The following is a 25,486-nucleotide window of genomic DNA, read 5'->3' on the forward strand; positions in this document are numbered from 1 at the left end:
CATGGGCCGGGGCATCTTCGTATTGCTGACACAAGGTGTCAGGGATGGTTGGTTGGGTCCTTGCCCATGAGCGATTTCGACTTCTGGCAGGGACGTTGGCGGGGGCACAACCGCAAACTCGTGGACGTGATCGACCCGGAGTGCACGGAGTGGGTGGAGTTCGAGGCGGAGTGCTTGGCACAGTCGACCCTTGGCGGGCTGGGGAGTGTCGACACGTTCCTGGCCGAGGACATGCCGGGACGGGGACGGGTAGAGGGCCTGACCGTTCGACTATTGGACCCAACAACTCGCATCTGGCGAATCTGGTGGGTCTCGACCAGCGCGCCAGGCGATCTGGGAATACCCGTCGAGGGCCGCTGGACGGAAGGCGTGGGCCGATTCTTCGCAGATGAGGAACTTGGCGGCCGTCAGGTCAAGGTCCAATTCCAATGGACCATCCACTCGGCGGACAAAGCCCAATGGCAACAGTCCTTCTCCTACGACAACGGAAAAACGTGGAAGACCAACTGGACGGCAACCCACAAACGCATCGAATAGCTCAAAGAACGAGGATGCAGATCCCTGCTTTAGGGACCGAAGGTCCCGGCGTCAAGGGCTCCTACGGCGATCGGCAAGCCGACCCTTGACACCGACTTTCGGATGTCAAAGATAGCCAGGACGGGGTGCGGGACGGGACTGGATGCGTTGTGATTCAGTACCGTTGCCGGCCGGCGGATTTACTACAACTACAACCTTCTTTACGGAAGGTGAGACTCAATCCATTTCACGACGGCCGCCGTTGTTTCCTCGATGGGGGTGTTCGTGGTGTCGAGGAGTTCCATCGGTGGGCTGGTCAGCGCGGCGTTGGTCTTTACCCAGGTGTTGAAGCCGAGCATGTCTGTGATTCGGTCCTCGTTTTGCCAGCCGCGCCAGGCGGGGCGTGCCCGTAGGCGTTCTGCGAGGACGTCGTCATCCGCCACCAAAGCCAGGTAGTGGATCTCGGAGAACAGGACGCGTTCCGGGCGGTTCTCCAACTGCGGGGGTGCGACTGTTCCGCACAGCACCACAGGTCGGCCGCTCTGGTGGATGGCCGCGATCATCCGCAGCCAGGCACGTCGGAACGGGCCGAAGTCGTCGACCGGGTCCTGGATCGCGCCGATCCACAGGATGTCCTGCTCCAGCACAACGGCTCGATCGCCCAAAAGCGCGTTCAAGCGGCGGCACACGGTGGACTTTCCGGTGCCGCTGGGGCCGGTCAGCGCGAATACCGGGAGCCGTCGGAACGGCTCCCGGTGGTCGCAGAACGCACAGACCAGAGTGTCGCCGTCGACCTGGGGGGTTTCAGTCCATTCCCCGCAGGCCGGGCAGATCATCGGGTTCAAGTGCTAGTCGAAGAGTTCCCCGAGGAAGCTCTTCCGCCGCTTGTGGCCGCCGTAGTGACCGCCGTGGCCGTAGCCGGGGGGCGAGTCGCGGTGGCCGTACCCGGGCGGCGAGTCGCGGTGGCCGTACGCAGGCGCCGGGTAGTGCTGCTGCGCGGGGTACGCCGGGGGCGGCGGCGGCATGTGCTGCACCGGGGCGCCCTGGTACGGCGGTGGCGCGGCGGCCTGGTGGTAGCGCTCTTCCGCGCTCAGGATCTGCTCCAGCTCGCCGCGGTCCAGGAAGATCCCGCGGCAGCTGTCGCACTGGTCGATGTGGATGCCTTGGCGGTCCACCGTGCGCATCACGTTCTGACACTTCGGACAAATCACAGCATCAGCCTACGCAAACTTTGATGCGCGTGTCCGCATGTACCCGATCGACACGGCCGAACAGGGGTTTGTGGGGCGCGCGCACATGGCTGTGTCGTGATCGTGAACCTAGCGTCAACACCCATGACGAGTGGGCCAGTTCACATCCATGAGCGGACCGCCCTGGTGACCGGGGGCGCGAGCGGCATCGGCCGCGCCTGTGTGCTGGCGTTGGCCGCCGCGGGCGCGAAAGTGCACGTCGTCGACCGCGACGCGGCGGGGGCCGAGCGGGTGGCGGGCGAGGTCGGCGGCTGGGCGCACCCCGTCGACCTCGCCGACTCCGCGGCCATCGCGGCGCTGCCCACCGAGGTCGACATCCTGGTCAACAACGCCGGACTCCAGCACGTCGCCGCGCTGCACGAATTTCCCCCGGAGCGGTTCGAGCTGATCCAGCGGGTCATGGTGACCGCGCCGTTCCTGCTGATCCGCCGCTGCCTGCCGCACATGTACGCGCGCGGCTGGGGGCGGGTAGTCAACATCTCCAGCGTGCACGGGCTGCGGGCCAGCGCGTTCAAGTCCGCGTACGTCGCGGCCAAGCACGGGCTGGAGGGCCTGTCCAAGGTCACCGCGATCGAAGGCGCCCCGCACGGGGTGACCAGCAACTGCGTCAGCCCGGGGTACGTGCGCACCCCGCTGGTGGAGAACCAGATCGAGGCCCAGTCCCGCCAGCACGGCATCGACGCCGACGAGGTCGTCGAGCGCGTGCTGCTGGACCGGGTCCCGATCAAACGGCTCATCGAAGCCGAGCACATCGCCGACCTCGTGCTGTGGCTGTGCGGCCCGCACGCGGGCCACCTGACCGGGTCCTCCCTCCCGGTCGACGGTGGCTGGACCGCTACCTGATTTCCCCGACTCCCCGGAAAGTGGTGATTGCCTTGGCAGGCGACAAGAAGTTCCTCCGTGTCGTCGGGGCGAGCCTGATCGGCACGACCATCGAGTGGTACGACTTCTTCCTCTACACCTCGGCCGCGGCCCTGGTGTTCAACAAGCTGTTCTTCCCGACCGCCGACCCGCTCACCGGCACCCTGCTGGCGTTCCTCACCTACGCCATCGGCTTCCTCGCCCGTCCCCTCGGCGGCGTCCTGTTCGGCCACTTCGGCGACAAGATCGGCCGCAAGCAGCTCCTAGTGCTCAGCCTGCTGCTGATGGGCGGCGCCACGTTCGCCATGGGTCTGCTGCCCACCTACGCCACCATCGGCGTCGCCGCGCCGATCCTGTTGACGCTGCTGCGCCTGGTCCAGGGCTTCGCGCTCGGCGGCGAGTGGGGCGGGGCGGTCCTGATCGTCTCCGAACACGGCGACGACAAGCGGCGCGGCTTCTGGGCGTCGTGGCCGCAGTGCGGCGCGCCGGGCGGAAACCTGCTGGCCACGGGCGTCCTCGCGATCCTGGCGGCGGTGCAGACCGACGCGGACTTCCTCGCCTACGGCTGGCGCATCCCGTTCCTGATCTCCGGCGTGCTGGTGATCATCGGCCTGTGGATCCGCCTGACCGTGGCCGAGTCGCCGGTGTTCCTCGCCGCGCAGGCCAAGGCCGAGACCCGGGCGCACGCGCCGGTCGTCGAGGTGTTCCGCGACAGCTGGCGGCGCGTCCTGATCACCATCGGCGCGCGGATGGCGGAGAACGTCTCGTACTACGTGATCACCGCGTTCATCCTGGTCTACGTCACGACCGGCCTCGGCCTCACCAAAGGCGTCGGCCTCAACGCGGTCCTGATCGGCTCGGCAGTCCACTTCATCTCGATCCCCCTGTGGGGCGCGCTGTCCGACCGGATCGGCCGCAGGCCCGTCTACCTGTTCGGCGCGATCAGCATGGCGGTGTGGGCGTTCGTGTTCTTCCTGATGCTCGACACCAAGTCCCCAGGCGTGATCATCCTCGCGGCGACCATCGGCCTGGTCCTCCACGGCGCGATGTACGGGCCGCAGGCGGCGTTCTTCTCCGAGCAGTTCCCCACCCGGGTCCGCTACACCGGCCTGTCGATCGGCAGCCAGCTGTCGTCGATCGCGGCGGGCGCGGTGGCCCCGCTGATCGCAGTCGCGCTGTTCAAGTCGTTCGGCAGCACGGTGCCGGTTTCGCTCTACCTGGTCGGGATGTGCCTGATCACGGTGGTCGCGGTCCTCGCGGCCCGCGAGTCCAAGGGCATGTCGCTGGGCGACCGCGCGGTCGACATCCCGCCCGCACGGACGCCGGTCGAGACGACCGCGGCCGAGTCGGCTCACTAAGCGGGGATTGCGCAGGGTGCGACGATGACGATCGTGGCTGTAGACGCCGTACGCACCCTGCTCGACCTCCTAGCGGTAGGCGCGAGCGGCGACCAGCTGGCCAAGGTCGCCGCGGACGCGCGTGCCTCGGGGGTCACCGGGCCGGAGCTGGCGCGGATCGAGCGGGCCGCCGAGCAGGCGCAGCGGGTGCGGCAGACCGTCGTGGCGCACCGGCGGCGGGAGGCCGAGCTGACCGCGCTGTTCGACACCGCCAGCGACCTGGCGCGGCTGCGCGACACCGACGCGGTGCTGCGGTCGATCGTGCACCGTGCCCGGATGCTGCTCGGGGTCGACGTCTCCTACCTGTCGATGAACGACGAGGTCGCCGGGCGGACCTACATGCGGGTCACCGACGGCTCGGTCTCCGCACTGTTTCAGCAGGTCACTCTGGCCATGGGCGAGGGGCTGGGTGGTCTGGTCGCGCAGACCGCCCGGCCCTACGCCACCCGCGACTACTTCGCCGACGAGCGCTTCCGGCACACCACTCCGATCGACGCGTCCGTCCGCGACGAGGGCCTGTCGGCGATCCTCGGCGTGCCGCTGCTGCTGGGCAGCAAGGTCATCGGCGTTCTCTACGCCGCCGACCGGGCGCCGCGCGAGTTCGCCGCCGAGGAGGTCGCGCTGCTGGCCTCGCTGGCCGACCACGCCGCCATCGCCATCGACAACGCGCACCTGCTCGACGAGACCCGGCTCGCGCTGGCCGAGCTCAACGGCGCCAACGAGACGATCAGCGCGCACAACGCGGCCATGCGGCGCGCCGAGGACGCCCACGACAAGCTGATGGACCTTGTCCTGCGCGGCGGCGACGTGCCGGAGGTGGCGGCCGGGGTCGCGCAGGTGCTGCACGGCGGCATCGCGGTGTACGACGCGGCGGGCGCGGAGCTGGCGAAGGTGGGCACCGGCTCGGCCAGGCCGACGGCGAAGGCGGTCGCGACGTCGCGTTCGTCCGGCCGCGCGGTGTCCAATCAGGACACTTGGGTGTGCGCGGTGCACGCGGGCCAGGAACTGCTCGGCTGCCTGCTGCTCACCGGCAGGCCGACGCTGGACGACGCCGACCGCCGACTGTTCGAGCGCGCGGGCGTGGTCACCGCGCTGCTGCTCATGCTGCGCCGCTCGGTCGCGCAGGCCGAGGACGAGGTGCGCGGCGAACTCCTGACCGACCTGCTCACCGCCCCCGACCGCAACCCCGGCGCGCTGCTGGCCCGCGGCCACCGCCTCGGCGTCGACCTGGCCGAGCCGTACTCGGTGCTGGTCGCCACGGCCGACGACGTTCCGCGGCGGCGGCTTGCGATGGCGGCGACGCGCTACGGCCCGCTCGTCGGCGTGCACGCCGATCAGGTGGTGGTCCTCGCGCGCGATGCAGATGCAGGGAAACTTGCGGCGCGGGTCGCGACCGAACTGGGCTCCACAGTGGACACTCCGGTGACGGTCGGCGCGGCGGGTCCGGTGACGGGGATCAGCGAACTGGTAGCGGCCTACGCGGAGGCGGCGCGGTGCGCGCGGTCGCTGGTGGCGCTGGGGCGGGTCGGCCAGGGCGGCTCGATGGGCGACCTGGGGTTCGTCGGCCTGCTGCTCGGCGAGTCCGCCGACCTCGACGACTACGTCCGCGCCACGCTCGGCCCGGTCCTCGACTACGACGACCGCCGCGGCACCGAACTGCTGCGCACACTGCGCGAGTACTACGCCAGCGGGACGAACCTGACCAAGGCGAAGGACGCGCTGCACGTCCACGTCAACACGGTCGTGCAGCGGATGGAACGGATCGGCTCATTGCTGGGCCACGACTGGCAAGCGCCGGAGCGCGCGCTGGAGATCCAGCTCGCGCTCCGGCTCCATGACCTGATGGCGTGACTTACTTGCCAGCGCGGTACGCGGTCCACGCGGTCTGCATGCGGGTGTTCTGACCAGCGGTGAACTGGTTGTAGCAAGCGTCGTACGAGTAGTCCATGTAGTTGTGGATCGGGTCGGTGCCCGGCAGGGTGCAGGAGTCGCGGCCCTCGGGGCAGCCCGAGGTCGAGCTGCTCTGCGCCGGGGTGTCGGCGACCTCGTCGTTGGTCGAGGTGCAGCCGCCCTGGAAGGTGTGCCAGAGGCCCATCCAGTGGCCGGTCTCGTGGGTCAGGGTCTTGCCGAGGTCGAAGTTCGCCGCGCTGCCACCGGGGACGCTGGTGTAGTCGATGACGACGCCGTCGAGCTTCGGGTCACCGGCGTACCAGGTCGGGAAGGTCGCGAAGCCCAGGCCGCCGATGTTGACCGACCAGACGTTGAGGGTGCTCGCGCCGCCGACGCGGGTCGCGGTCTTCATCTGCTTCTCGACGTTGGCGCGGTCGGTCTTGGTGAACCAGGTGGCGTTCGACCAGCGCTTGGTCTCCTGCAGGGTGAAGGTGAACCCGGTGTTGGCCGCGACGCCCGGCGCCTCGACGCCCGCGAAACCGTCGTTGAGGACGCGGATCTGCTGGGCGATCGTGGCGTCGGAGATGTTGCCGACACCGCCGTTGCCGGTCACGACGTGGAAGACGACCGGGATGTTGCCACCGGCGGCCAGCACCCCGTTGGCCTGCATCGCGGCGGCCTTGTCCTTGAGGTCCTTGTTCATCCGCGCGGCCTGGAACGCGGTGACCTCGTTGCGCTCGACCCCGGCGGCCGTGCCCGGCTTCACTCGCGCGAGCGAGGAGCCGCAGTCCTCCGGGGTGGTGAGCGACGCGGTGGCGGACGCGCTGCCCGCGCCGCCGAGGAAAGTGAGACCGCCGAGCGCGAGGGCGGTGGCGACCATGGCCGACCGGATACGCGGGTTCGACATGTGATGTCCTCCATGCAGGGGTTAGGGGACCTGGCGGGGGAATCCTCACCGGCCGACCACCCGAACGGGGGCACGTTTGTGATTTGGGTCACTTATTAACGTATTACCAAATATTGGTTGATCAACAGGAAAACTTACGCCACCTGGGGACCGTCTCGGGAAAAAGACGGCCCCCAGGTGGCGACCCCCGGTCATTCGGTGCGCATCGAACTCAATCGCATCGCACCACGAAGGAAGGGCAGGGACAACACCGAGACCAGTAGCCCGAGCACGATCGCCGCCGCGGTCATCACGCCCACCCCGGCCCAATCGATCAGATACTCCGTCCCCGACGAGAGCCGCATCACCAATCCGCCGAGCGACAAGCCGACCGCCACCGCGACGACCACGCCCAACCCGATGGGCACGCCGATCTGCCAGAACAGCGACCTGGCCAGCGCGCCCGTCGGCACGCCGCTCGCCGCCAGGATGGCCAAGGGCCTGCGGCGTTCGCGGATGTGTTCCAGGGCAAGCACAAGCAGGCTGGTGCCCGCCAGCAGGAGCGTGAACAGCGAGCCGCCCAGGAGACCGCGGCGGATGGTCTTGTACATCGCTTCCTGCGGGTTGTCCCACGCTCTCCAGGACTGGATGAGGTGGACGTCCCAGCCGACTTTGGCGACCGCCGTGCGCACGCGCTCGAAGTCCTGATCGTTCGGCGTGGCGATCCGCAGGCCTGCGGTGGCCCCGGAGTTCGCCGAGCGCGGAGCGGACGGGCCCTCGGCGACTACGTGGCCCCAGAGGTAGTCGTTGTAGGGCGACGCCATGTTCACGCGGCGGGTCTGCGAGATCGTCCACTCGCCATAGACCTTGTCGGCGCTCCACATCTCGGCCAGCGTGAGCTTGCGGCCAGGGGTGAACCCGTTGTCCCCGGCCTGCCCGTCCGAGACGAACACCTGACCGTCCGCGCAGCCGGTGACCTTCAGTTCGCGCTCGATGACGGCGCACTCGACCACCCGAAGGGTGTTGACCGTGCCGTCGCGGTCGAACTGGAACCCCACATCCCGGTAGCGATCGATCTTGGCCCCGGGAATCCGCGTCGCGACCTCGGCCGCGGTCGAGGTGATCCCGTCCGGCGTTCCCTGCAGCAGCAGGGAGTCATACGGCGGCCGGATCGGCAGCGGGTCCGACTCGAACCGGTCCGCCATCGACAGCAGCACCCCTTGCAGCGCGATCGCGCCCGCGAGCACAACCGCCACCCCGCTGACCACCCGTGCCGACGTGCCGCTGTCCAACTGCAGCCTGCGGATCGCCAACTGCCACGACGACGTGCCGCCACGCAGCCCGGACACGGTTCGCTCGACGACCCACGGCAGCAGCAGCGGGACACCGACAAGCAGCAGCGTCGCGCCGGTCGCGATGACGTAGGACCAAAGCTGGTCGTTGGCGCTGAGCCCACCGGCGCCGAGCAGCAGCGCCACCCCCACCGCGACGACCGCGACCCGCCAGCCCATGCGGCGGCGGATCGGCTTGCTGAACCGGACCACGCTCAACGGCTCGATGATGGTGCGGCGCAAGGCGAATTGGGCGGTGAACACCGCCAGGACCGGGATCGCCAGCACGACCAGGGCCGCCAACCACCACGACGGCGTGATGTCGCTCGGGTAGACGCTGATGTCCATGATCCGGATGCCCGCCGCGGCCTGACGGCCGAGGAAGAACAGCCCTGTCCCCAGGCCCAGTCCGACGACCGCGCTGACCAGGCTCTCCGCCGCCGCGATCCGCCGAACCTGCCTGCTGTCGGCGCCGACAAGCCGCAGCGCCGACAGTTTGCGATCGCGTTCGGCGCCCGCGATTCGGGTGCTGGCGGTGATGAAGATGAAGACAGGCACCAGCAGCGCGACCGACCCGAGCAGCACGAGCAGCAGCAAGCCCGGGTCCATCGGCGCCGAGTCGATCGGGACGCCGAACGAGTAGTAATCCCGGACGTTGGCTGTGTTGTGGGTTCCCCCCACGTACGCCAGCAAGGTGTCCGGCGCGGTCACGCCCGCCTGGTCGATGATCCCGGCGACCTTGTGCGGGAAGCGCTCCCGCAGTTCCGCGCTGCCGTCGGCGGCGAGCAGGTCGGCCAGCGCGGGGGAGACATACATCTCGCCCGGGCCGGGCACCGCGGGAATCCCTGGCGGGACCGGCGATGTCGAGCCGGTCGCGTACATCGTCGAGACGCTGATCCCGACGGTCTTGAAGTCGGTCGACCATCCCACGGCCCGCAGCGGGGCGACGCCCTCGACAGGCGTCGCGTTCGCCGTGGCGGCCGATTCGCGGTCCTGACGCGCCTGGATCATCGGGTCGACCGACGCGGCCAGCAGCAGCACCGCGACCGCGATGCCGATGCCGACCGCGCTCAGTGCGAGCCTGGCGATCGAGGTCCGGCCGCCCCCGACGGCCAGCCGGACCCCGATACGCAGGTCGCTCAGCCAGCCCCTCACGGGACCAGCTCCACCTGACGCGTGCGGCCGTCGCGGACGACGACCTCACGGTCGGAGTAGGCGGCGACCCTCGGCTCGTGGGTGACGAGCACGATGGCGGCGCCGGTCTCCTTGGCGGTGTCGACGAGCAGGCGCATGACCTGTTCGCCGTTGAGCGAGTCGAGTGCGCCCGTCGGCTCGTCGGCGAAGATCACCTTCGGGCGGGTGACGAGCGCGCGGGCCACGGCGACGCGCTGGCCCTGGCCACCGGAGACCTCGCCGGGGCGCTTGTCCGCGGTTGCCTCGACCTCCAGCCTGACCAGCCATTCGCTCGCGGTCTGCTCGGCCTGGCCGCGAGGGATGCCGCTCAGGCGCAGCGGCAGCGCGACGTTCTCCAGGCAGGTCAGCTCGGGGACGAGCTGGCCGAACTGGAACACGAAGCCGAACTCGGAGCGACGCAGTTCGCTGCGACGCTTGTCCGTCATCGCGGTCAGCTCCTGGCCGTCGTAGAGGACCGAGCCGGACGTCGGTGCCACGATGCCCGCGACGCAGTGCAGCAGGGTCGACTTGCCCGAGCCGGACGGCCCCATCACCGCGACGATCTCGCCGCGGCCGACCGTCATCGAGGCGCCGTCAAGCGCCTTGGTCTGGCCGAAGGACATGGTCAGATCCGAACCGACCAGGAGATGGTCGGTCATGAGGCCACCTGCTTGCCCAGGTCGGCCAGGCGCGCCGTGGTCAGCTCCAGCCAGCGCAGGTCCGCCTCGAGGTGGAACAGCGCGTGGTCGCAGATGAGCTGGTCGGCGAGGTCGCCCTGCTGCTTGCGCACGGTCAGCTCACGCATCGCCCGCAGGTGGGCCTTGCGCTGTGCGTCGAGCACCTCTCCGGCGCTGCGGCCGGACATGAGCGCGAGGATCACCTTCGTGTAGAGCGCGCTCTGCAGATAGATCTCTGGCTTCTCCGGTGTCACGAGCCACTCCGCGACATCGGTGACGCCAGCGTCGGTGATCGCGTACCGCTTGCGCTCCGGACCTCCCCCAGGTTCGACACCGCTCTCCTCCACCAGTCCGTTTCGCAGCAGCCGCGAGAGCGTCGAATAGACCTGCCCGTAAGCCAGTGGGCGGTCTGCTCCGAAGTGCTCGTCGTAGCTGCGCTTCAGGTCGTATCCGTGCCGGGGACCCGTCTCCAGGAGCCCCAGCAAGGCGTGTCCGATTGACATGACCCGAACTGTACACCAGAGGTATACACACTGCGAATAGCGGCCTCAGCAGGCACAAAGGCAGAACGGGTGCCCAGCCGGATCGGCGTAGACCCAGAAGGTCTCGGCGCTGTCGTCGAGCAGCTTCGCGCCGAGGCCGACCGCGCGCTCGGCCGCCGCGGGCAGGTCGGCGACGGACAGGTCGAGATGGAACTGCTGCGGCCGCTCGCCCACCGGCCACGTCGGCGCCAGGTAGTTCTCGATCTGCTGGAAGTCGATCCGGGCGGAACCGCTCTTGATCGACACCCACTCGTCGCCGCCGGGTTCCGGGGCGGGCCAGTCGAGCAGCGCGGCGTAGAAGGCGGCCAGCGCGGGCGCGTCCGGACAGTCCAGGACGACGGCACCGAGCGTGGGAACAGACATGACTTCCTCCTCGTTGCGTAACCAGTGACTACGAGCATGGCGGTTAGCGTCGACCGGGTCAACCGGTATACGGCCTACAGTGGTTTGGTGAGCGACGTGGAGTTGGTCCTCGACTTCCTCAACACCGTGGACGTCGAACGACACGCCGATGTGCTCGACGACCCGGTCCTGTGGCTGGCCTGGCTGGCCGAACGCGCGCTGGAGCCCGGCGATCCCGGGCACGTCCGCGCGGTCCGCGACGGGTTGCGCGGCATGGTCGGCGGCCCGGCGGCCCCACCGCCGCCGGGCGCGGACGTGCGGATCGAGATGGTCGACGGCGCGGCCCGGCTGGTGGCCGCCGAGGTCACCGGGGCGGTGCTGGCCGCGGTGAGTCGACTGGTGGTGCTGGGCGACTGGGAGCGGATGAAGATCTGTCCGGCCGACGAGTGCCAGTGGGCGTTCTTCGACCGCTCGCGCAACCGGTCGCGCACGTGGTGCTCGATGCAGGTGTGCGGCAACCGCGAGAAGGCGCGGGCGTGGCGGGAGCGGGCGAAGCTCAGCTGATCAGCTGATCAGCTGGGCCACCGCATAGATCACCAGCCCGGCCAACGCACCCACGACGGTGCCGTTGATGCGGATGAACTGCAGGTCGCGGCCGACCTGCAGTTCGATCTTGCGCGAGGTCTCCTCGGCGTCCCAGCGCTGCACGGTGTCGGTGATCAGCGTGGTGATCTCGTTGCGGTAGTTGAGCACGACGTAGGCCGCGGCGCCCTCGACCCAGCTGTCGGCCTTCGTGCGCAGCGTCTCGTCGGACACCAGTCGCTCGCCCAGGGTCATCAGGCCCGCGCGGACCCGCGTGCGCAGCTCGCTCGACGGGTCCTCGGCGGCGTCGAGAAGCATCTTCTTGGCCGTGGCCCACGCCGAGCCGATGAGCGTCTGCACGTCGGGGTGTTCGAGCACCTGGTGTTTGACCTGCTCGGCGCGTTCCATGACGCGCGGGTCGGTCTGCATGTCGCCGGCGAACTCGGTGAGGAACTTGTCGAGCGCCATGCGCATCGGGTGGTTGACGTCGGTCTTGACGTTCCACGCGAACGAGAGGATCTCGCCGTAGACCTTGTCGGCGACGAGCGCGTCGACGAACTTCGGCGACCACGTCGGCGCACGGCCGGAGACGACGTTGAGCACCTGCGCGTGGTTGACCTTGACCCACTCGTAGGCCTGGTCGCACATCAGGTCGACGAGCTTGTGGTGGGAGCCGTCGGTGATCACCCGCTCCAGCAGCTTGCCCAGCGGCGGACCCCACGGGGTGCCGATGATCCGGCTGACGACGGCCTGCTCCATGACGGCCTGGACGTCCTCGTCGCGCAGGACGGTGACCGCGCCGCGGACCACGGTGGCCAGTTCGGACGTCACCCGTTCGGCGTTTTCTTTCTCGGCCACCCAGGCGCCGAGCCTGCTCGCCACGCCCACCCGGCGGAGGCGTTCGCGCACGACCTGCTCGGACAGGAAGTTGGTGCCGACGAAGTCGCCGAGGCTGTCGCCGAGAACGTCCTTCTTGGTCGGGATGATCGCCGTGTGCGGGATCGGCAACCCCAGTGGCCTGCGGAAAAGCGCGGTCACGGCGAACCAGTCGGCCAGCGCGCCGACCATGCCCGCCTCGGCGGCGGCCTTGACGTAGCCCACCCACCCGGGGGCACCCGCGGACTGCCACAGCGTCATGCCGATGAAGATCGCCGTCGCGCCGAGCAGGAACGCCAGCGCCACCCCTTTCATCTGCCGAAGGGCGCGCCGCTTCTCGAGTTCTCCTGGGATCGCTTGCTCCACGACCTCATTGTCCGTGAGGATCCTGTTCCGTGCCTCGAACCACCCTTGTACCCAGGCTCCAGCCCTTCACGTCGACGATCTTCGCCGAGATGACCGCGCTGGCGGTGAGCACTGGCGCGGTGAACCTGGGCCAAGGCTTCCCGGACACCGACGGCCCCGCGTCCATGCTGACCGCCGCCCAGGAGGCCATCGCCTCAGGCGTCAACCAGTACCCGCCCGGCCCCGGCCGCCCGGAGCTGCGCGCCGCCATCGCCGCCCAGCGCTCGCGCTACGGAACCCACTTCGATCCGGACACCGAGATCCTGGTCACCGTCGGCGCCACCGAGGCCATCGCCGCCTCCCTCCTGGCCCTGGTCGACCGCGGCGACGAAGTGATCATGTTCGAGCCGTACTACGACTCGTATGCGGCTTCCGTGGCAATGGCAGGCGCCACCCGCCGGGTCGTCTCGCTGGCGGAGGAGCCATCGGGTCGCTTCGGCCTGGACGTCGACGCGCTGCGGGCCGCGGTGACTCCCGCGACCAAGGCCATCCTGGTCAACACCCCGCACAACCCGACCGGCACCGTGCTGACCCCCGCAGAACTGTCGGAGATCGCGGCGGTCTGCATCGAACACGACCTGCTGGCGATCACGGACGAGGTTTACGAGGACCTGCTGTTCGACGGCCTGTCGCATGTTCCGCTGGGATCGCTGCCGGACATGGCCTCGCGGACGCTGACGATCTCAAGTGCGGGGAAGAGCTTCAACTGCACGGGCTGGAAGATCGGCTGGGTGTGCGGCCCGGCGCCGCTGGTGGCGGCGGTGCGGTCGGCGAAGCAGTTCCTGACCTTTGTGGGCGGGGCACCGTTCCAGCCGGCGGTGGCACACGCGCTGAACCACGAGGGCGAGTGGGTCAAGTCCCTCCGCGATTCGTTGGCGGACAAGCGGGACCGGCTGTCCGCCGGTCTGGCGGAAGCTGGCTTCGGCGTCCGGCCGACGGCGGGAACGTACTTCGTGTGCGCGGACGTCCGACCGCTCGGCTTCACCGACGGATTGGAGCTGTGCCGGGAACTGCCGGGCCGAATCGGCGTGGCGGGCGTCCCGGTCCAGGTCTTCACCGACAACCCGGACCGCTGGCGCCACCTGGTGAGGTTCGCCTTCTGCAAGAAGGACGAGATCCTGGACGAGGCAATCGAACGCCTACACAAACTGGGTTAGGCGCCGAAGCAGAGGAAGCCCAGGTGTCCATGCTGCGCCTGGGCTTCCGCAAGCGCTTGCGCCGGGCCTTTGGCCATGGATGCGTGGAGAGCGCGCATGAGCGCTCCCGTGCGTTCGTCGGGAACCGGTATCGCGCTCGCGATCACCGACGCCGAGCCTCGGGCGAGCAGCGGTTCTGCGAAACCCGCTGAATCACACGCGGCGAGGACGATCCGCTCAGGCGCGGGTTCACCGAAATAGCTGGGTCGCAGCAACCCATCGGCCAACGCGAGCGCAGGCCCCTGCCGCCCATGAGCGGCGATATGCACCATCCCGACCTGAGCCATCGCCCGGGACGCGGCCTCCACGGTCGCCGCCTCACCGGTCAGGGCCGCTCCTCCATACCTGGCTTGGAGATCGACGATCTCCCGGCTCGCGTGTGCCAGTTCCGGCCCCTCGACCCACACCGCGCCCACCCTCGACTCAACCCCACAGGCACGCACCCAAGCCTCAGCCGACGGAACGACACTCACCGGACGCCCGACACACGACGGAAGCGCAGGCCACAGCACCTCCTGCCCACCGACAACCACCAAGTCTCGATCGCCGACCACGCGCATCGCCCCGGCCAGAACCGCCTCCAGCGGCGACGCCCCAAGCCCATCCCGACCGAGCCTCGACGCGAGCGCACAACCACGCCTCAGCGCCTGGGCAGACTCGGCAATTTGGGCCGCCGGAGCGACATCGAGCACCCGGAACCGTTTCCCCGCACAAACAACAGCCAGCATTTGTCCTTTATGGACAAATAGATTGATCATTGCCCGGTCGCCCAGAGTCTCGGCCACCAGTTCGGACGTGATCATCGCGGATCGCCCGCGCTCGACCCAGGAGAACACCGTTCGGGCGTTGCCACCCGCCAACGCCGTCGCGAGTCCCACCTCAGCCAACCGCGGTTCCCCTGCCGGAAGCCGAAGCCCCGCCCGGCACGCGGCCAACACCCCTCGCCGGCCGGTCGCGGTCTGCGCCTTCGCCAACCACCCCAACGCACGCAGCTCCTTCGACGGGGACGCCCGATGCGCCTCCACCAGGTCAGGCCGTCCAGCGAGCAGATGGAGTTCCGCAGCCTCGGCATGCCAGCCGATCCGTTCACAAGTCGCCGCCACCCGCGGTGACGGCAGGCCGATCGCACGGAACTTGATCGCCTCGGCGCGGTCCGCCCACCCGGGTCGCCCTTGCGCCCGAAACAGCTCAGCCGCCGTGTCGGCGGAAGCAGCCGCCCCAGCGTGGTCGCCCACACGCAAAGCGCATTTCGCGTGGGCCAGAGTCGCCTCCGCGAAGTCCGGCCCGCGCCCAGCGGCACCGAGAAGCTTGGCGGCTCGGGCGAGCGCACGCCCCGCGTCACTCGTGCGGCCAATGCCCAAGAGCGCGTTGGCTTTGTCGATCAGCACCTCCGGGCGCCGGGTCTCATCGATTCCGGCCTCGGCGTAGAGGACGAGCGCACGCTCGTAGTCGCCTGCTTGTGCCGCCACGAACCCCTTGTTGTGCAGGCAGGTGGCGGCTCGTTCGGTCTTGCAGAGCCTGAGGTAGAGGGCCCGGGCCTCATCGAGTGCCTTGTTCGAGGTGGCGAATCGGCGCAGGTAACCAGCGCTGACGCCGATGCCGACGAGAGCGTTGGCCTTCCAGTGCGGGTCGAGCGCGACCGCGGCCTTGGTGAGGATGGCGACGGCTTCGAGGTGCTCGGCCTTCATGCAGTGGGCCAGCCCGGTGAGGCAGTCGGCGCGGGCTCGGAGGTGTTCGGGCAGGTTGGGCCGCGCCGAGGCGATCAGGCCCGTGGCGGCGATGTGGTCGCCTTGTTGCTGGCAGATCCAGGCCAGGACCAGCTCGGACTCGGCCGCCTGGCCCGGCGTGGTGGCGTGGGAACGGGCGCGGCGGGCGTGGGTCTTGGCGAGGAACGGTTCGCCGCGTTCCTGGTGGATGAGGGCCTGGGTGTGGTGGTGGGACCAGGTCATGACAGCCACTCCGTGATCAGGGGGACGTCGCCGTGGCGGTGCAGGACCAGGCGGAACCGGCCGGTGACCTGCGCGGAGAAGCCGCCGACCTCGTCCAGTTCCAGGGCGACCACGCCGTCGGCGCTGTGGAGTTCGGCGTGGGAGATGGGGATGGCGAGGTAGCCGGTCAGGCGCTCGGAGCGCTCGATGACCCCGGCGGTCGAGTGCCACACGCGGGCGTCGCCGCGGACGGCGAGGGTGGGGAGTGGGGTCAGGTCGAGCCAGTCCCACGCGACGCCGAGGAAGGTTCCGGCGGCGATGGCGGCGCGGTGGACTCGGGTGGGGACGGGGTCGAGGCGGTCAAGCAGGTCGCTGAGCTCGGCGAGCAGGTCGGCGTCGGTCATCGGGCTTCCTCGGGCGTGGTGAGGTCTGCTGGTGCGAGGGTCATCCGGCCAGTTCCTCCGCCATGCCGAACACGGCGAGCGTGCGGCGGAGAGCGTCCAGGCAGCGGCCCTTGGTGTTGCCGACGCTGCCGGGGGCGACGCCGATCGCGCGGGCCAAGTTGGTGTGGCTGAGGCCGGGGGTGTGGGCGACGAGGCTCAGCAGGGTGCGGCAGCGTTCGGGCAGGGTGGCGAACGCGCGCCACAGGAGATCGTCGCGTTCGGTGCGCAGGGTCGCGGTTTCGGGCCAGTCGTGCTCGTCGCCCGGGGCGTCGTGCACCTCGGTCACCACGACCCGCGCGCGGTCGGCGATGACCCGCAAAGACTCACGGCGGGCGGTGGTGATCAGCCAGCCGGGCAGGCCCGCGGGATTCTGCAGGCCCGCGATGCGCTCGGTCAGGGCGATCCAGGTGCTCTGGCACACGTCGGCCGCGTCGGCCTCGCTGAGGCGGTGGGCGCGGGCGACTCTCCAGACCAGCCGATAGTGGCGGTCCACGAGCTCCCGCCAGGCCGCCTGGTCGCCCGACGCGGCGGCGCGGACGAGGTCCGCTGTGTCCACTGTGTCCTCCCGGTGATCGTTTCGCCGGGTCGGACGACGATCATCGGGAGTCGGCTCCACGGACCCCACGAACGTGTGAACCCGGGAACCGTCCGTTGTGGATCTCCGTGGCCAGGGTCGCGGCCACCCGGGGCGCGGCGAACGACGTGCCGCTCCACCGGGCCGCGCCGTAGGTCCGGCTGGTCGGGGTGAGGCGGACGTGCGAGCTGACGATGTCGACGCCGGGTGCGGTCGTGTCGACCCAGGGGCCGCGTCCGGAGAACGGGGCCGGGTCACCGTCCGGTGTGGTGGCGCCGACGGCGACGACCTTGGGGTGGGCGGCGGGCCAGAACGGCCGGGTGGTGGCCGTGTTGCCCGCGGCGGCGACCACCACCGACTCGCACGCGTCCAGTTCGCGGGCCAGGACCGGTGGGCACTGGTCGTCGGGTGTGTGGCAGCCGAAGGTCATGACGACGACGTCGATCCGCTCCCCATGCTCCCGAACCCGGCGCAGGGCACTGGCGACTGTGCGGTCGTCGGTGAGGCCATGCGAGGTCAGGACGCGGTGGTGGCGAATGGTCGCCCCGGGCGCGTGCTGCAGGACCACCCCGGTCACGAACGTCCCGTGCCCCGCCTGCTGGTCGGCGACGCCGTCCCCGTCGAGGTCGAGGATCTCCTGGCGCGGCCCCCACTCGCCGAACCAGTGGCGGTCCACAAACCACGGATGCGGGTCGACGCCGGTGTCCAGAATGAGCACCGTGACCGGTTCGTCCCACACCTCGACGGGCGGCGCGGGCGGCAGGGGCACGGGAACGGGTGTCGCGCCGGTGCCGTGCAGGATCGGGGAGCCGACCATGACGGTGTGGACGTGGTTGACCGACACCGGCAAGTCCGGATGGTCCGCCGCGACCCGCACCGGGTCGGCGTCCGATCGCAGCCGCATCACCGCGTGGCTCGACACCTCCACCCGGTCGATCCAGCGACCCAGCGCCGCCTCGACTCGCGGCAGCGCCGACCGGTCGACCAGCAGTTCGCCGCGGCGGATCCACGACTCCGTGGGGCCGCCGGGGTCGTGGAGGTGGAGGCCCGCGTGGGCGTGAGTGTGCACAACGGACACCTTCGCCCGGGCCGCGAGGCGTCGCGCGGCATGTCACCCGGAGTGGTGATTTCCACACTCTGTGATCGTGGAGCGCCCGCAGTACGGCCATTCACCGTCTTTCCGGGTGGATCGCACGCGGTTAGGGTGCAGAAATGCGATCGAGTCGTGGATAGTGACTTGGTTGCTCCGGGTAGCGACAGCCGCTGGACCACGGATGGTGGTGACGAGTGTGGACCGCACGGTGAAGACCCTGCTGGTGCGACTCGTCGTCGTCTTGGGGGCCGTGGTGGGCGCATGGCTGATCTCGGCGGCCACGGCCGCGGCGGAGGAACAGCCTGGGGTGCTCGGGATCGTCGATCAGGTCTTGGCGCCGCGGTCCGGCGGCGCGTCGGGAGAAACGTCCAACAGCGTCAACGCCGCCCCGCCACCCGCGGAGCCTGAGCCCGTGGTGAACGCGCCCGCCGACGAGGTCGTCTCGGCGCCGCCCGCGGTCAACACCAAGCCCGCACCCGTCGTGGTGCCGAAGCCCGTCGTCGCCGCGCCGCCGCCTCCGGTGGCGCCCGCGCCGGTCGTCAAGCAGGTCAAGTCGCCCGTGCGAGTGCCCGTGCAGGCGCATAAACCGTCCCCAGTCCCCAACCAGGCCGCCAGCAGCCCGCCCCGCGAGGCCGAGAAGCAGCCCGCGCCCGACCAGCCAGCACCGCCCGGGTCACCCGGTGGGCCGCTGGCCAGTTCCGCGCCCGCTTCCTCGGCCGTCGACACCGGCGGACACGCACGTGGGATGGCAGGCATGCCCGCCAGCCATGACCCACTCTCACCGCTCGCGTACGCGGGCATCCCGGGCCCGCGCGTCGACGACCTGCCTGGTCGTGACGCGGGTCTGCCCGCGTCGTCACCCGACTGAACCGCCCATTTCCAGGGGACAGGTCTGCCCACTTGAGGCCCTGACCCCTTCTTCGGCTATCTCCACAGCCCGATCTGCCGACCGCGCCCGTGCAGATCGGGACCCTGGCCCCGGCGCCGCGATGCCCCCGCGGCGCCGGGGCACCCAAAGGTCGTCTCCGTCACCGGCACACCGAGGGGCTGTGCCGGATGACCTTGGCGGTGGACGACCGTCGAAATGCGCTGGATGGCGACACGACCCGAACGGGCCAACGTGTTACGCCATCCAGCGCACTTCGGTTTCTATCGGGTTCAGATCAGCGAAAGCTAGTCAAGCGACCGGAATGTCACCGGATGGACCCGTGACGCCAGGCGATCCGGTGACCGACTCGGCCACCGCCGCCAGCCGCCGCACCGCTTCGGCCAGTTGCGGCTCGGGCAGCGTGTAGGGCAACCGCAGCCACCGCTCCAAGCCGCCGTGCGCCGCGAAGCGCGACCCCGGCGCCACCCGCACCCCGTGGTTCTGCGCGGTCACCGCGACCCGGGTGCCGATCGGCTCCGGCAGCCGACACCACAGGCTCAGGCCGCCCGCGGGCACGTCGAATTCCCAGGTCGGACAGTGTTTCCGCACCAGGTCGACCAGCGCGTCCCGACGCTCGGCGATCATGGTCCGGCGGGCGCGCAAGCCCGGGTCCGGGTCGGTGAACAACTCGGCGAGCACCAGCTGCTCGAACACGGGCGAGCCCAGGTCGTAGGCGTGCCGTGCCGCGGCGAGCCTGCCGATCACCTCCTCCGGCGCCCGCACCCAGCCCAGCCGCAGGCCGCCCCAGTGCGACTTGCTGGCCGAACCGACCGCGATGACCAGGCCGCCGCCGAACGCGGGCAGCGGCGGCGGGCCGTCGAGCGGGTCGCCGTCGAGGTCGAGTTCCACCAGGGTCTCGTCGACCACGACCGGTGTCCTGGCCCGGCGCAGGGCCGCGACCAGGCGCGATCGACCCTCGGCGTCGAGGCGGCGGCCGGTGGGGTTGTGGAAGTCGACGATGAAATGGGCGAGGCGCGGGGCCGATTGACGCAGCGCGGCCTCGATGCCGGGCAGGTCCCAGCCGTCGCTGAGCAGCGGGACCGGGACGGGGACGGCGTGCGCGGCCTTGATCGCGTCGATCGCGTTGGGGTAGGTCGGCAGCTCGACGAGGACACGGTCGCCGGGGCCGGTCATCGAGCGCAGCACCAGGGCGAGGGCGTGGTGGGCGCCGTTGGTGATCAGGACCTCGGCGGGCTCGGTCGGCAGGCCGCGGGCGGTGTAGCGCTCGGCGATGCGTTCGCGCAGGACGTCGATGCCGTAGTCGTGATAGCCGTGACCTGCGAGTTCGGCGGCGAAGCGGGAGCGGACGGCGTCCATCGCGCGGGCGATGCCGGAGACGGCCTCCGGCGCGGCACGGGCCATGTCGAGTGGCTGGTCGGGCAGGTCCCAGCCGCGCTCGGACGCGGGCAGGGCCGTCCACGAACCCGAGCCGCGGCGGCTGACGATCAGGCCGTCGGCCCGCAGCAGGTCCCACGCGGCGCCGACCAGGGTGCGGCTGACGCCGAGCGCTTCGGCCAGTTCGCGTTCGGCGGGCAGCAGCGTGCCGGGCGGGAGTTGGCCGTCGAGGACGAGCAGGCGGATGCCCGCGGCCAGTCCCGCGGAACCCTGCCTGCTGCCCGAGGCCCGCCACTCACCCAGCAAGCGGACCAATTGCGTCCGCGAGATCCGACCACTTGGCGCTGTCATGTGACCAATTAAAGCGGATTGGCCGTCGAGAAGAAGACCAATGCTGGGTCACGATGGTGTCATGGCCTCTGTGAACCTCCAGCACGTCCCGGTCCGGGTCGACCCCGGGCGCCGCCTCCCGCAACTGTTCGCGGGCCTGGCCCTCTACGGCGCGAGCATGGCGCTGCAGATCGAGGCGACGCTCGGCCTGGCGCCGTGGGACGTGCTGCACGAGGCGCTGCACAAGCGCACCGGCCTCAGCTTCGGCACGATCACCGCGATCACCGGCGTGATCGTCATGCTGTGTTGGATCCCGCTGCGGCAGCGGCCGGGCGTCGGCACGATCGCCAACATCGCCATGATCTCGGTGACCGTCGACATCGGACTGTGGCTGCTGCCGACGCCGGAGACCCTGGCGCCACGGGTGTCGTTCCTCGCCGCCGGGATCGTCCTCAATGGACTAGCGACGGCCGCCTACATCGGCGCGCGGCTCGGACCGGGGCCGCGGGACGGGCTGATGACAGGACTGGCCGCGCGGTCGCGGTTCTCGATCCGCTGGATCCGCACCGGGATCGAGGTGGCCGTGCTGCTCACCGGCTGGCTGCTCGGCGGCACGGTCGGCCTGGGCACGGCGCTGTACGCGGTGGCAATCGGCCCGCTGGCACAGGCGTTTCTGCCGTGGGTGTCGTGGGATCAGCACGCGCGGGCCAAGTAGGCGCGCACTCCCTGGTGGGTCACGCCGAGCGAGGTCAACACCTCGCCGGCGACCCCGCCGACGGAGAGCAGGGCGAGCAGGACGTGTTCGTCGCCGATGGTCCGGTCGCCGCGGTCGAGGGCCTCGCGCAGGGTTCGCTCGATGACCTTCTTGGCGGCCGGGTCGAACGGGACCCTCCATCGTGGACCGAACGTGCGCGGGCGCTTGGCCGGGGTGAGCGCGCCTTCGCCGTGGGTCTGCTCCAGGGCGGCGACCACGGCGTCGACGTCGATGCCGACCTCGGTCAGCGCCGCGGTCTCGGCGTCGGACAGCCCGCCCCTGCGGTGGGCGCGATCGAGAGCGTCGGTGACCGCGGCGGTGGTCACCGCGTGGTCGGCGAGGATCTTGGTGGCGGTGGTGCCGTCCTGGTTGAGCATCGAGAGCAGCAGGTGCTCCGGCCGGATCAGGGCCGCGCGCTCCTGCTCGGCGAGGTGGACGGCGTCGCGGACGACGACCTTCGCGGCCTTGGTGAACCGTTCGAACATCTAGCGCCTCCCGTATTTCTTGTGGACGGCCTGTTTGCTGACGCCGAGCTCGTCGGCGATCTCCTGCCAGGACCACCCGTCGACCCGCGCGCTGCGCACCTGCACGGCTTCGAGCTGTTCGAGCAGCTTGCGCAACGCGGCGACGGCGCGGAGGCCGACGCGGGGATCCTTGTCGCCCGCGGCGGTGGCCAAGTGGGTTGCTTCTGCCATGTGTGTCAACATAGGTTGACGGCCTCGGTGTTGTCAACCCTGGTTGACAGCGGCAGGATGGCGACATGCCGAGATTCGGGATCGCGGAGGCAGCCGGGGTCGGACTCGACGGGCGCGAACGCCCGAGCGAGGACGTGGTGGTCGTCCTGCCCTCAGCGGTGATCGTCCTCGACGGGGCGTCGACCCTGCGGACCGATCTGCCCAGCGGCGGCGACTACGCGCGCGAACTGGGGGCGCAGCTGGCCGGCAGGCTGACGGCGGCGCCGGAGCTGGACCTGGCGCAGCAGTTGGCGGGCGCGATCCGGTCGGTGGCGCGGCACAACGGGTTCACGCCTGGGGAGAGCCCGTCGAGCACGGTGTCGATCGTGCGGTGGGACTCGGACACGGTCGAGGCGCTGGTGTTGTGCGACAGCCCGGTCGCGGTGTTCACCGGCGACGCGGTCGAGGTCGTGGCCGACGACCGGCTGCGGTCCCTGCCGCTCGGCAAGTACCGGGGGCGGCTGGCCCGCGGGCTCGGCTACGGCCCGGGGCACGTCGAGGCACTGCGCGAGTCCGGCGAACGGATGGCGCGGCTGCGCAACGTCGAGGGCGGTTTCTGGGTCGCGGAGGCGGTGCCCGCGGCGGCACACCAGGCTGTCCGTGCGTCTTGGCCTGCCGCCGAGGTGCAGTCGGTACTGATGGCGACGGACGGGGTGTCGTGCGGCGTTGACGACTACGGGGTGTTCTCCTGGGAGTCGATGCTGTCGATGGCGGCTTCGGCCGGCCCGCAGGCCGTGCTGGACGCGGTGCGGGAGGCGGAGAAGTCGGACCCGGACGGCGTGCGGTGGCCACGGGTGAAGCCGCACGACGACCAGGCGCTGGTGTACGTCGACTTCGCGGCTCAGGCGGGCTTGGGTTCGTAGCGGAGGACCGAGATGCCGCAGTCGAACTGGGTGGCGGCGGCGAGGGTGAGGGCGGTGTAGGAGCCCTCGGGGAAGACCCGCAGGCCCGCGCCGATGGCAGTGGGGTTGACGACGAGGTGGAGTTCGTCCAGAAGGTTGTTGGCGATGAGCGACTGGACGAGGGTCGAGCCGCCGTAGGTGATGATGTCGGCGCCGGGTTGGGACTTGAGGTCGGTGATGGCCTTGACGAGGTCGCCGCCGACGACGGTGGTGTTGTCCCAGGGGGATTCGGTGAGGGTGTTGGTGATGACGACCTTGGGGGTGTTGTTCATCTGGTCGATGGACTTCTGGGTCTCGCCCTCGGGGCCGGCGGCCCAGGTGGGGATGAAGCCTTCGGCGAGTTTGCGGCCGAGGACGATCGTGTCGGACGAGTCGGTGATCTCGTCGAGGTAGGCGTTGAGGTCCTCGGTCCAGGGGAAGAGCATCCAGTCCATTTCGTGGTTGGGGCCTGCCATGTAGCCGTCGGCGCTGACCTGGACCTGGAGCTTGAACTTGCGCATGAGCCTGATCCTTCTGCTTGGGTGCCTTCACTGAGACGACGAACGAGAGTCGCCCCAATCGACAGCCTGCCTGCCTGAGATCTCGGCGAGGCAGGACACGCCGGTCGGGTAGCAGCGCGGTGACCGTTTGAGATCAGGTCGACCCGAAACGTCATTCGGGCTGCACATTTGCGGAGCAATCGCTAGACCCAATGGCGCATAGTCGAATGCGACTGTCGTGAGTGGAGTCACATTCGGGTGCCAAAGGGTTCGTTTAGCCGCAAAACTTAGAACACCGGCGCATCGAAGCGTCGCGTTGCCGCGCCCGCTTCTGTCTGAGCGCGCAAACACCAGTTCACTCCGCTGATGAGGGTTGCCCTTTTCATGAACAACGAACAAACGAACCTGTCTCGACGTCGCCTTCTCACCGGGGCGTTCGCCGTCGGCGCGCTCAGCGTCGTCGGGGTCAGCGGTGCGCTGATCGCGGGCACCGCCCACGCCGATGACGTGGAGGAACAGTTCGAAGAGGTCTACAAGGGACGGACGATCAAGGGCCTGCGGATCGCGGCGGGCAAGGGGCGGGCCGAGCGCGTCGACTCGCTGACCATCGACGGCGAGACCCTGCACCTCATGCGCCACCCCAACGGCACCTACGCGTCGTCCGTTAATCATTACCGGTCTTTCCGCTCACTTCGTGAAACGGGCCGAACCGCCGTTGACACATTAGGTACCGGAACGCCGCGCGGCACCATTCACGGCCACCACTGATCCAGGAGAAATTAGCAATGTCGAATGGTGTTCGCCAGAATCAGGCAAACATGTCCGCGACAGAGCGGACGAACTTCATCAACGCGGTCATCGCGATCAAGGCCAGCGGCGTCTACGACACCTTCGTCAAGGCGCACCTCGACGCGTTCGCGTATGACTCGGCCAACGCGACCAGGATCGCGCACGGGGGTCCGGCCTTCCTGCCCTGGCACAGAAAGTTCCTGATCGACTTCGAGGCCGCGCTCCAGGCGGTCGACGCGAGCGTCAACCTCCCGTACTGGGACTGGACCGTCGACGGCGCGTCGTCGACGACCATGTGGGCGGCCAACTTCATGGGCGGCAACGGCCTGTCGACCGACAACTGGAAGGTCACCACCGGCCCCTTCGCCGTCAGCACGGGCAACTGGCCGCTGACGATCCGGTCGGACTCCAACACCTACCTGCGCAGGCAATTCAGCGCGGGTTCGCTGCCGTCCGTGGCCAGCGTCAACGCCAACCTGGCGATGACCACCTTCGACACCGCGCCGTGGAGCAGCGCCTCCAGCGGCAGCTTCCGCAACACCCTTGAAAACATCCACAACGGCATGCACAACTGGGTGTCGGCGACGATGGCTGGCACGGCCTCGCCGAACGACCCGGTGTTCTTCCTGCACCACTGCAACATCGACCGGCTCTGGTCAATGTGGCAGGAGGCGCACCCCACCGCGACCTACCTGCCCAGCGCGGGCGGGACGGCGGCCGTCCCGGACCTGAACGAGGCGATGCCGCCGTACACCACCACCCCGGCGATGATGGAGTACCACGCCCTCACCTACCGGTACGACAACATGCCGTCCGCCGCGCTGCCCGCGACAGTCGCGTTCTACAGCAGCCAGCAGACCGGCAACCCCGCCACCTACGCCGTGGACGGCAGCACCACGACCATGTGGCACACCCAGTACACGCCGACCGTGGCCCAGCCGCCGCACGAACTGCGGCTCGACCTGGGCTCGACCAAGACGGTCACGGCGCTGTCCTACCTGCCCCGCCAGAGCGGCGGCCTCAACGGCACCATCGGCCAGTTCGCGGTCGATCTGAGCACCAACGGCACGACCTGGACCACCGGCGCGTCGGGCACCTGGGCGGACAACTCCTCCCGCAAGACCGTCCGCATCGCGGCCACCCAGGCCCGCTATGTGCGGCTGCGCGCGCTGTCGGAGGCGGGCGGCCGCGGGCCGTGGGCCTCGGCCGCGCAGGTTCTCCCGATCGGCTTCTGACCCGACGCCGCGCCCCGCCTGTGGTGGGTCGGGGCGCG

The 25,486-nt window shown here is 69.7% G+C and carries 27 protein-coding genes; 11 read left to right on the plus strand and 16 right to left on the minus strand.

The features are described from left to right. Nucleotides 1-66 precede the first annotated feature (66 nt). Nucleotides 67-537 carry a hypothetical protein gene (locus tag ACSHT8_RS21190; protein WP_436492646.1) on the plus strand — a complete coding sequence of 157 codons (471 nt, stop codon included), beginning with the start codon at nt 67-69 and terminating at the stop codon, nt 535-537. A 200-nt stretch (nt 538-737) separates the two neighbouring features. Here the strand turns inward: ACSHT8_RS21190 and ACSHT8_RS21195 are convergent, their stop codons facing one another. Further along, on the minus strand, nt 738-1,352 hold the full coding sequence (locus ACSHT8_RS21195) for an AAA family ATPase (protein ID WP_436502130.1): 615 nt from the start codon (nt 1,350-1,352) through the stop codon (nt 738-740). 12 nt (nt 1,353-1,364) lie between these two features. Continuing rightward, nucleotides 1,365-1,727, minus strand: coding sequence for a zf-TFIIB domain-containing protein (locus tag ACSHT8_RS21200; protein WP_436492647.1), 363 nt, complete (start codon nt 1,725-1,727; stop codon nt 1,365-1,367). A gap of 123 nt (nt 1,728-1,850) precedes the next feature. Here ACSHT8_RS21200 and ACSHT8_RS21205 point away from each other — a divergent pair, with 123 nt between their 5' ends. The 3 genes from ACSHT8_RS21205 to ACSHT8_RS21215 are packed head-to-tail and all read left to right on the plus strand — an operon-like array spanning nt 1,851 to nt 5,875. Further along, the gene (locus ACSHT8_RS21205; protein ID WP_436492648.1) at nt 1,851-2,609 is read left to right on the plus strand and encodes a 3-hydroxybutyrate dehydrogenase; all 759 of its coding nucleotides are present in this window, start codon (nt 1,851-1,853) and stop codon (nt 2,607-2,609) included. 32 nt (nt 2,610-2,641) lie between these two features. Next, a complete protein-coding gene (locus ACSHT8_RS21210; RefSeq protein ID WP_436492649.1) occupies nt 2,642-3,985 on the plus strand; it encodes an MFS transporter in 1,344 nt (447 codons plus the stop codon). A 24-nt stretch (nt 3,986-4,009) separates the two neighbouring features. Next, nucleotides 4,010-5,875, plus strand: a complete 1,866-nt coding sequence (locus tag ACSHT8_RS21215; protein WP_436492650.1) for a helix-turn-helix domain-containing protein — start codon at nt 4,010-4,012, stop codon at nt 5,873-5,875. Nucleotide 5,876: 1 nt separating this feature from the next. On the opposite strand, the gene ACSHT8_RS21220 is transcribed toward ACSHT8_RS21215, so the two are convergent. The 5 genes from ACSHT8_RS21220 to ACSHT8_RS21240 form a co-directional block, all read right to left on the minus strand. Further along, nucleotides 5,877-6,821, minus strand: a complete 945-nt coding sequence (locus ACSHT8_RS21220; protein ID WP_436492651.1) for a zinc metalloprotease — start codon at nt 6,819-6,821, stop codon at nt 5,877-5,879. A 191-nt stretch (nt 6,822-7,012) separates the two neighbouring features. Next, complete coding sequence (locus tag ACSHT8_RS21225) at nt 7,013-9,286, minus strand: FtsX-like permease family protein (protein ID WP_436492652.1); 2,274 nt, start codon at nt 9,284-9,286, stop codon at nt 7,013-7,015. Then, the gene (locus ACSHT8_RS21230) at nt 9,283-9,963 is read right to left on the minus strand and encodes an ABC transporter ATP-binding protein (RefSeq protein ID WP_436492653.1); all 681 of its coding nucleotides are present in this window, start codon (nt 9,961-9,963) and stop codon (nt 9,283-9,285) included. Before ACSHT8_RS21230 ends, ACSHT8_RS21225 begins: the two co-directional genes overlap by 4 nt. After that, nucleotides 9,960-10,484 (minus strand): PadR family transcriptional regulator, encoded by a 525-nt coding sequence (locus tag ACSHT8_RS21235; RefSeq protein ID WP_436492654.1) that lies wholly within the window; start codon nt 10,482-10,484, stop codon nt 9,960-9,962. The genes ACSHT8_RS21230 and ACSHT8_RS21235 overlap by 4 nt, the downstream gene beginning before the upstream one ends. 45 nt (nt 10,485-10,529) lie before the next feature. Next, nucleotides 10,530-10,886 (minus strand): VOC family protein, encoded by a 357-nt coding sequence (locus ACSHT8_RS21240; protein ID WP_436492655.1) that lies wholly within the window; start codon nt 10,884-10,886, stop codon nt 10,530-10,532. Between the two features lie 36 nt (nt 10,887-10,922). Between ACSHT8_RS21240 and ACSHT8_RS21245 the strand changes: the two genes are divergently transcribed. After that, nucleotides 10,923-11,429, plus strand: a complete 507-nt coding sequence (locus ACSHT8_RS21245; RefSeq protein WP_436492656.1) for a CGNR zinc finger domain-containing protein — start codon at nt 10,923-10,925, stop codon at nt 11,427-11,429. Here ACSHT8_RS21245 and ACSHT8_RS21250 read toward each other — a convergent pair whose 3' ends face one another. Beyond that, entirely contained in the window at nt 11,430-12,638 is a 1,209-nt protein-coding gene (locus ACSHT8_RS21250) for a DUF445 domain-containing protein (RefSeq protein ID WP_436502131.1), read from the minus strand. Between the two features lie 80 nt (nt 12,639-12,718). Between ACSHT8_RS21250 and ACSHT8_RS21255 the strand changes: the two genes are divergently transcribed. Next, entirely contained in the window at nt 12,719-13,885 is a 1,167-nt protein-coding gene (locus ACSHT8_RS21255) for a pyridoxal phosphate-dependent aminotransferase (RefSeq protein WP_436492657.1), read from the plus strand. Here the strand turns inward: ACSHT8_RS21255 and ACSHT8_RS21260 are convergent. Genes ACSHT8_RS21260 through ACSHT8_RS21275 form a run of 4 tightly spaced genes read right to left on the minus strand, consistent with a single transcriptional unit; the run spans nt 13,882 to nt 17,938 of the window. Then, entirely contained in the window at nt 13,882-15,873 is a 1,992-nt protein-coding gene (locus ACSHT8_RS21260; protein WP_436492658.1) for a CHAT domain-containing protein, read from the minus strand. The two genes, ACSHT8_RS21255 and ACSHT8_RS21260, sit on opposite strands and share 4 nt — an antisense overlap. Continuing rightward, nucleotides 15,870-16,256 (minus strand): hypothetical protein, encoded by a 387-nt coding sequence (locus ACSHT8_RS21265; RefSeq protein WP_436492659.1) that lies wholly within the window; start codon nt 16,254-16,256, stop codon nt 15,870-15,872. Before ACSHT8_RS21265 ends, ACSHT8_RS21260 begins: the two co-directional genes overlap by 4 nt. A 40-nt stretch (nt 16,257-16,296) precedes the next feature. Next, entirely contained in the window at nt 16,297-16,851 is a 555-nt protein-coding gene (locus ACSHT8_RS21270; RefSeq protein WP_436492660.1) for an RNA polymerase sigma factor, read from the minus strand. A gap of 40 nt (nt 16,852-16,891) precedes the next feature. Beyond that, entirely contained in the window at nt 16,892-17,938 is a 1,047-nt protein-coding gene (locus ACSHT8_RS21275; protein WP_436492661.1) for a S8 family peptidase, read from the minus strand. 205 nt (nt 17,939-18,143) lie between these two features. Between ACSHT8_RS21275 and ACSHT8_RS21280 the strand changes: the two genes are divergently transcribed. Beyond that, the gene (locus ACSHT8_RS21280; RefSeq protein WP_436492662.1) at nt 18,144-18,830 is read left to right on the plus strand and encodes a hypothetical protein; all 687 of its coding nucleotides are present in this window, start codon (nt 18,144-18,146) and stop codon (nt 18,828-18,830) included. A 309-nt stretch (nt 18,831-19,139) separates the two neighbouring features. Here ACSHT8_RS21280 and ACSHT8_RS21285 read toward each other — a convergent pair whose 3' ends face one another. Then, complete coding sequence (locus ACSHT8_RS21285) at nt 19,140-20,576, minus strand: PLP-dependent aminotransferase family protein (protein ID WP_436492663.1); 1,437 nt, start codon at nt 20,574-20,576, stop codon at nt 19,140-19,142. Nucleotides 20,577-20,637: 61 nt separating this feature from the next. Between ACSHT8_RS21285 and ACSHT8_RS21290 the strand changes: the two genes are divergently transcribed. Next, nucleotides 20,638-21,270 (plus strand): YczE/YyaS/YitT family protein, encoded by a 633-nt coding sequence (locus ACSHT8_RS21290; protein WP_436492664.1) that lies wholly within the window; start codon nt 20,638-20,640, stop codon nt 21,268-21,270. Here ACSHT8_RS21290 and ACSHT8_RS21295 read toward each other — a convergent pair. Together ACSHT8_RS21295 and ACSHT8_RS21300 are read right to left on the minus strand one after the other, a co-directional pair. Then, nucleotides 21,249-21,794, minus strand: a complete 546-nt coding sequence (locus tag ACSHT8_RS21295; RefSeq protein ID WP_436492665.1) for a Clp protease N-terminal domain-containing protein — start codon at nt 21,792-21,794, stop codon at nt 21,249-21,251. The two genes, ACSHT8_RS21290 and ACSHT8_RS21295, sit on opposite strands and share 22 nt — an antisense overlap. After that, nucleotides 21,795-22,004, minus strand: a complete 210-nt coding sequence (locus ACSHT8_RS21300) for a sigma factor-like helix-turn-helix DNA-binding protein (RefSeq protein WP_054052649.1) — start codon at nt 22,002-22,004, stop codon at nt 21,795-21,797. Between the two features lie 65 nt (nt 22,005-22,069). Between ACSHT8_RS21300 and ACSHT8_RS21305 the strand changes: the two genes are divergently transcribed. Then, on the plus strand, nt 22,070-22,906 hold the full coding sequence (locus tag ACSHT8_RS21305; protein ID WP_436492666.1) for a hypothetical protein: 837 nt from the start codon (nt 22,070-22,072) through the stop codon (nt 22,904-22,906). On the opposite strand, the gene ACSHT8_RS21310 is transcribed toward ACSHT8_RS21305, so the two are convergent. Continuing rightward, the gene (locus ACSHT8_RS21310) at nt 22,885-23,445 is read right to left on the minus strand and encodes a dihydrofolate reductase family protein (RefSeq protein WP_436492667.1); all 561 of its coding nucleotides are present in this window, start codon (nt 23,443-23,445) and stop codon (nt 22,885-22,887) included. The genes ACSHT8_RS21305 and ACSHT8_RS21310 overlap by 22 nt on opposite strands. Nucleotides 23,446-23,808: 363 nt before the next feature. Here ACSHT8_RS21310 and ACSHT8_RS21315 point away from each other — a divergent pair, with 363 nt between their 5' ends. Together ACSHT8_RS21315 and ACSHT8_RS21320 are read left to right on the plus strand one after the other, a co-directional pair. Beyond that, entirely contained in the window at nt 23,809-24,192 is a 384-nt protein-coding gene (locus ACSHT8_RS21315; RefSeq protein ID WP_436492668.1) for a tyrosinase family oxidase copper chaperone, read from the plus strand. Nucleotides 24,193-24,242: 50 nt separating this feature from the next. Then, nucleotides 24,243-25,448, plus strand: coding sequence for a tyrosinase family protein (locus ACSHT8_RS21320; RefSeq protein ID WP_436492669.1), 1,206 nt, complete (start codon nt 24,243-24,245; stop codon nt 25,446-25,448). Nucleotides 25,449-25,486: the final 38 nt, after the last annotated feature.

Origin of the sequence: Actinokineospora sp. HUAS TT18 (assembly GCF_051364635.1) — a bacterium.
Classification (GTDB): domain Bacteria; phylum Actinomycetota; class Actinomycetes; order Mycobacteriales; family Pseudonocardiaceae; genus Actinokineospora.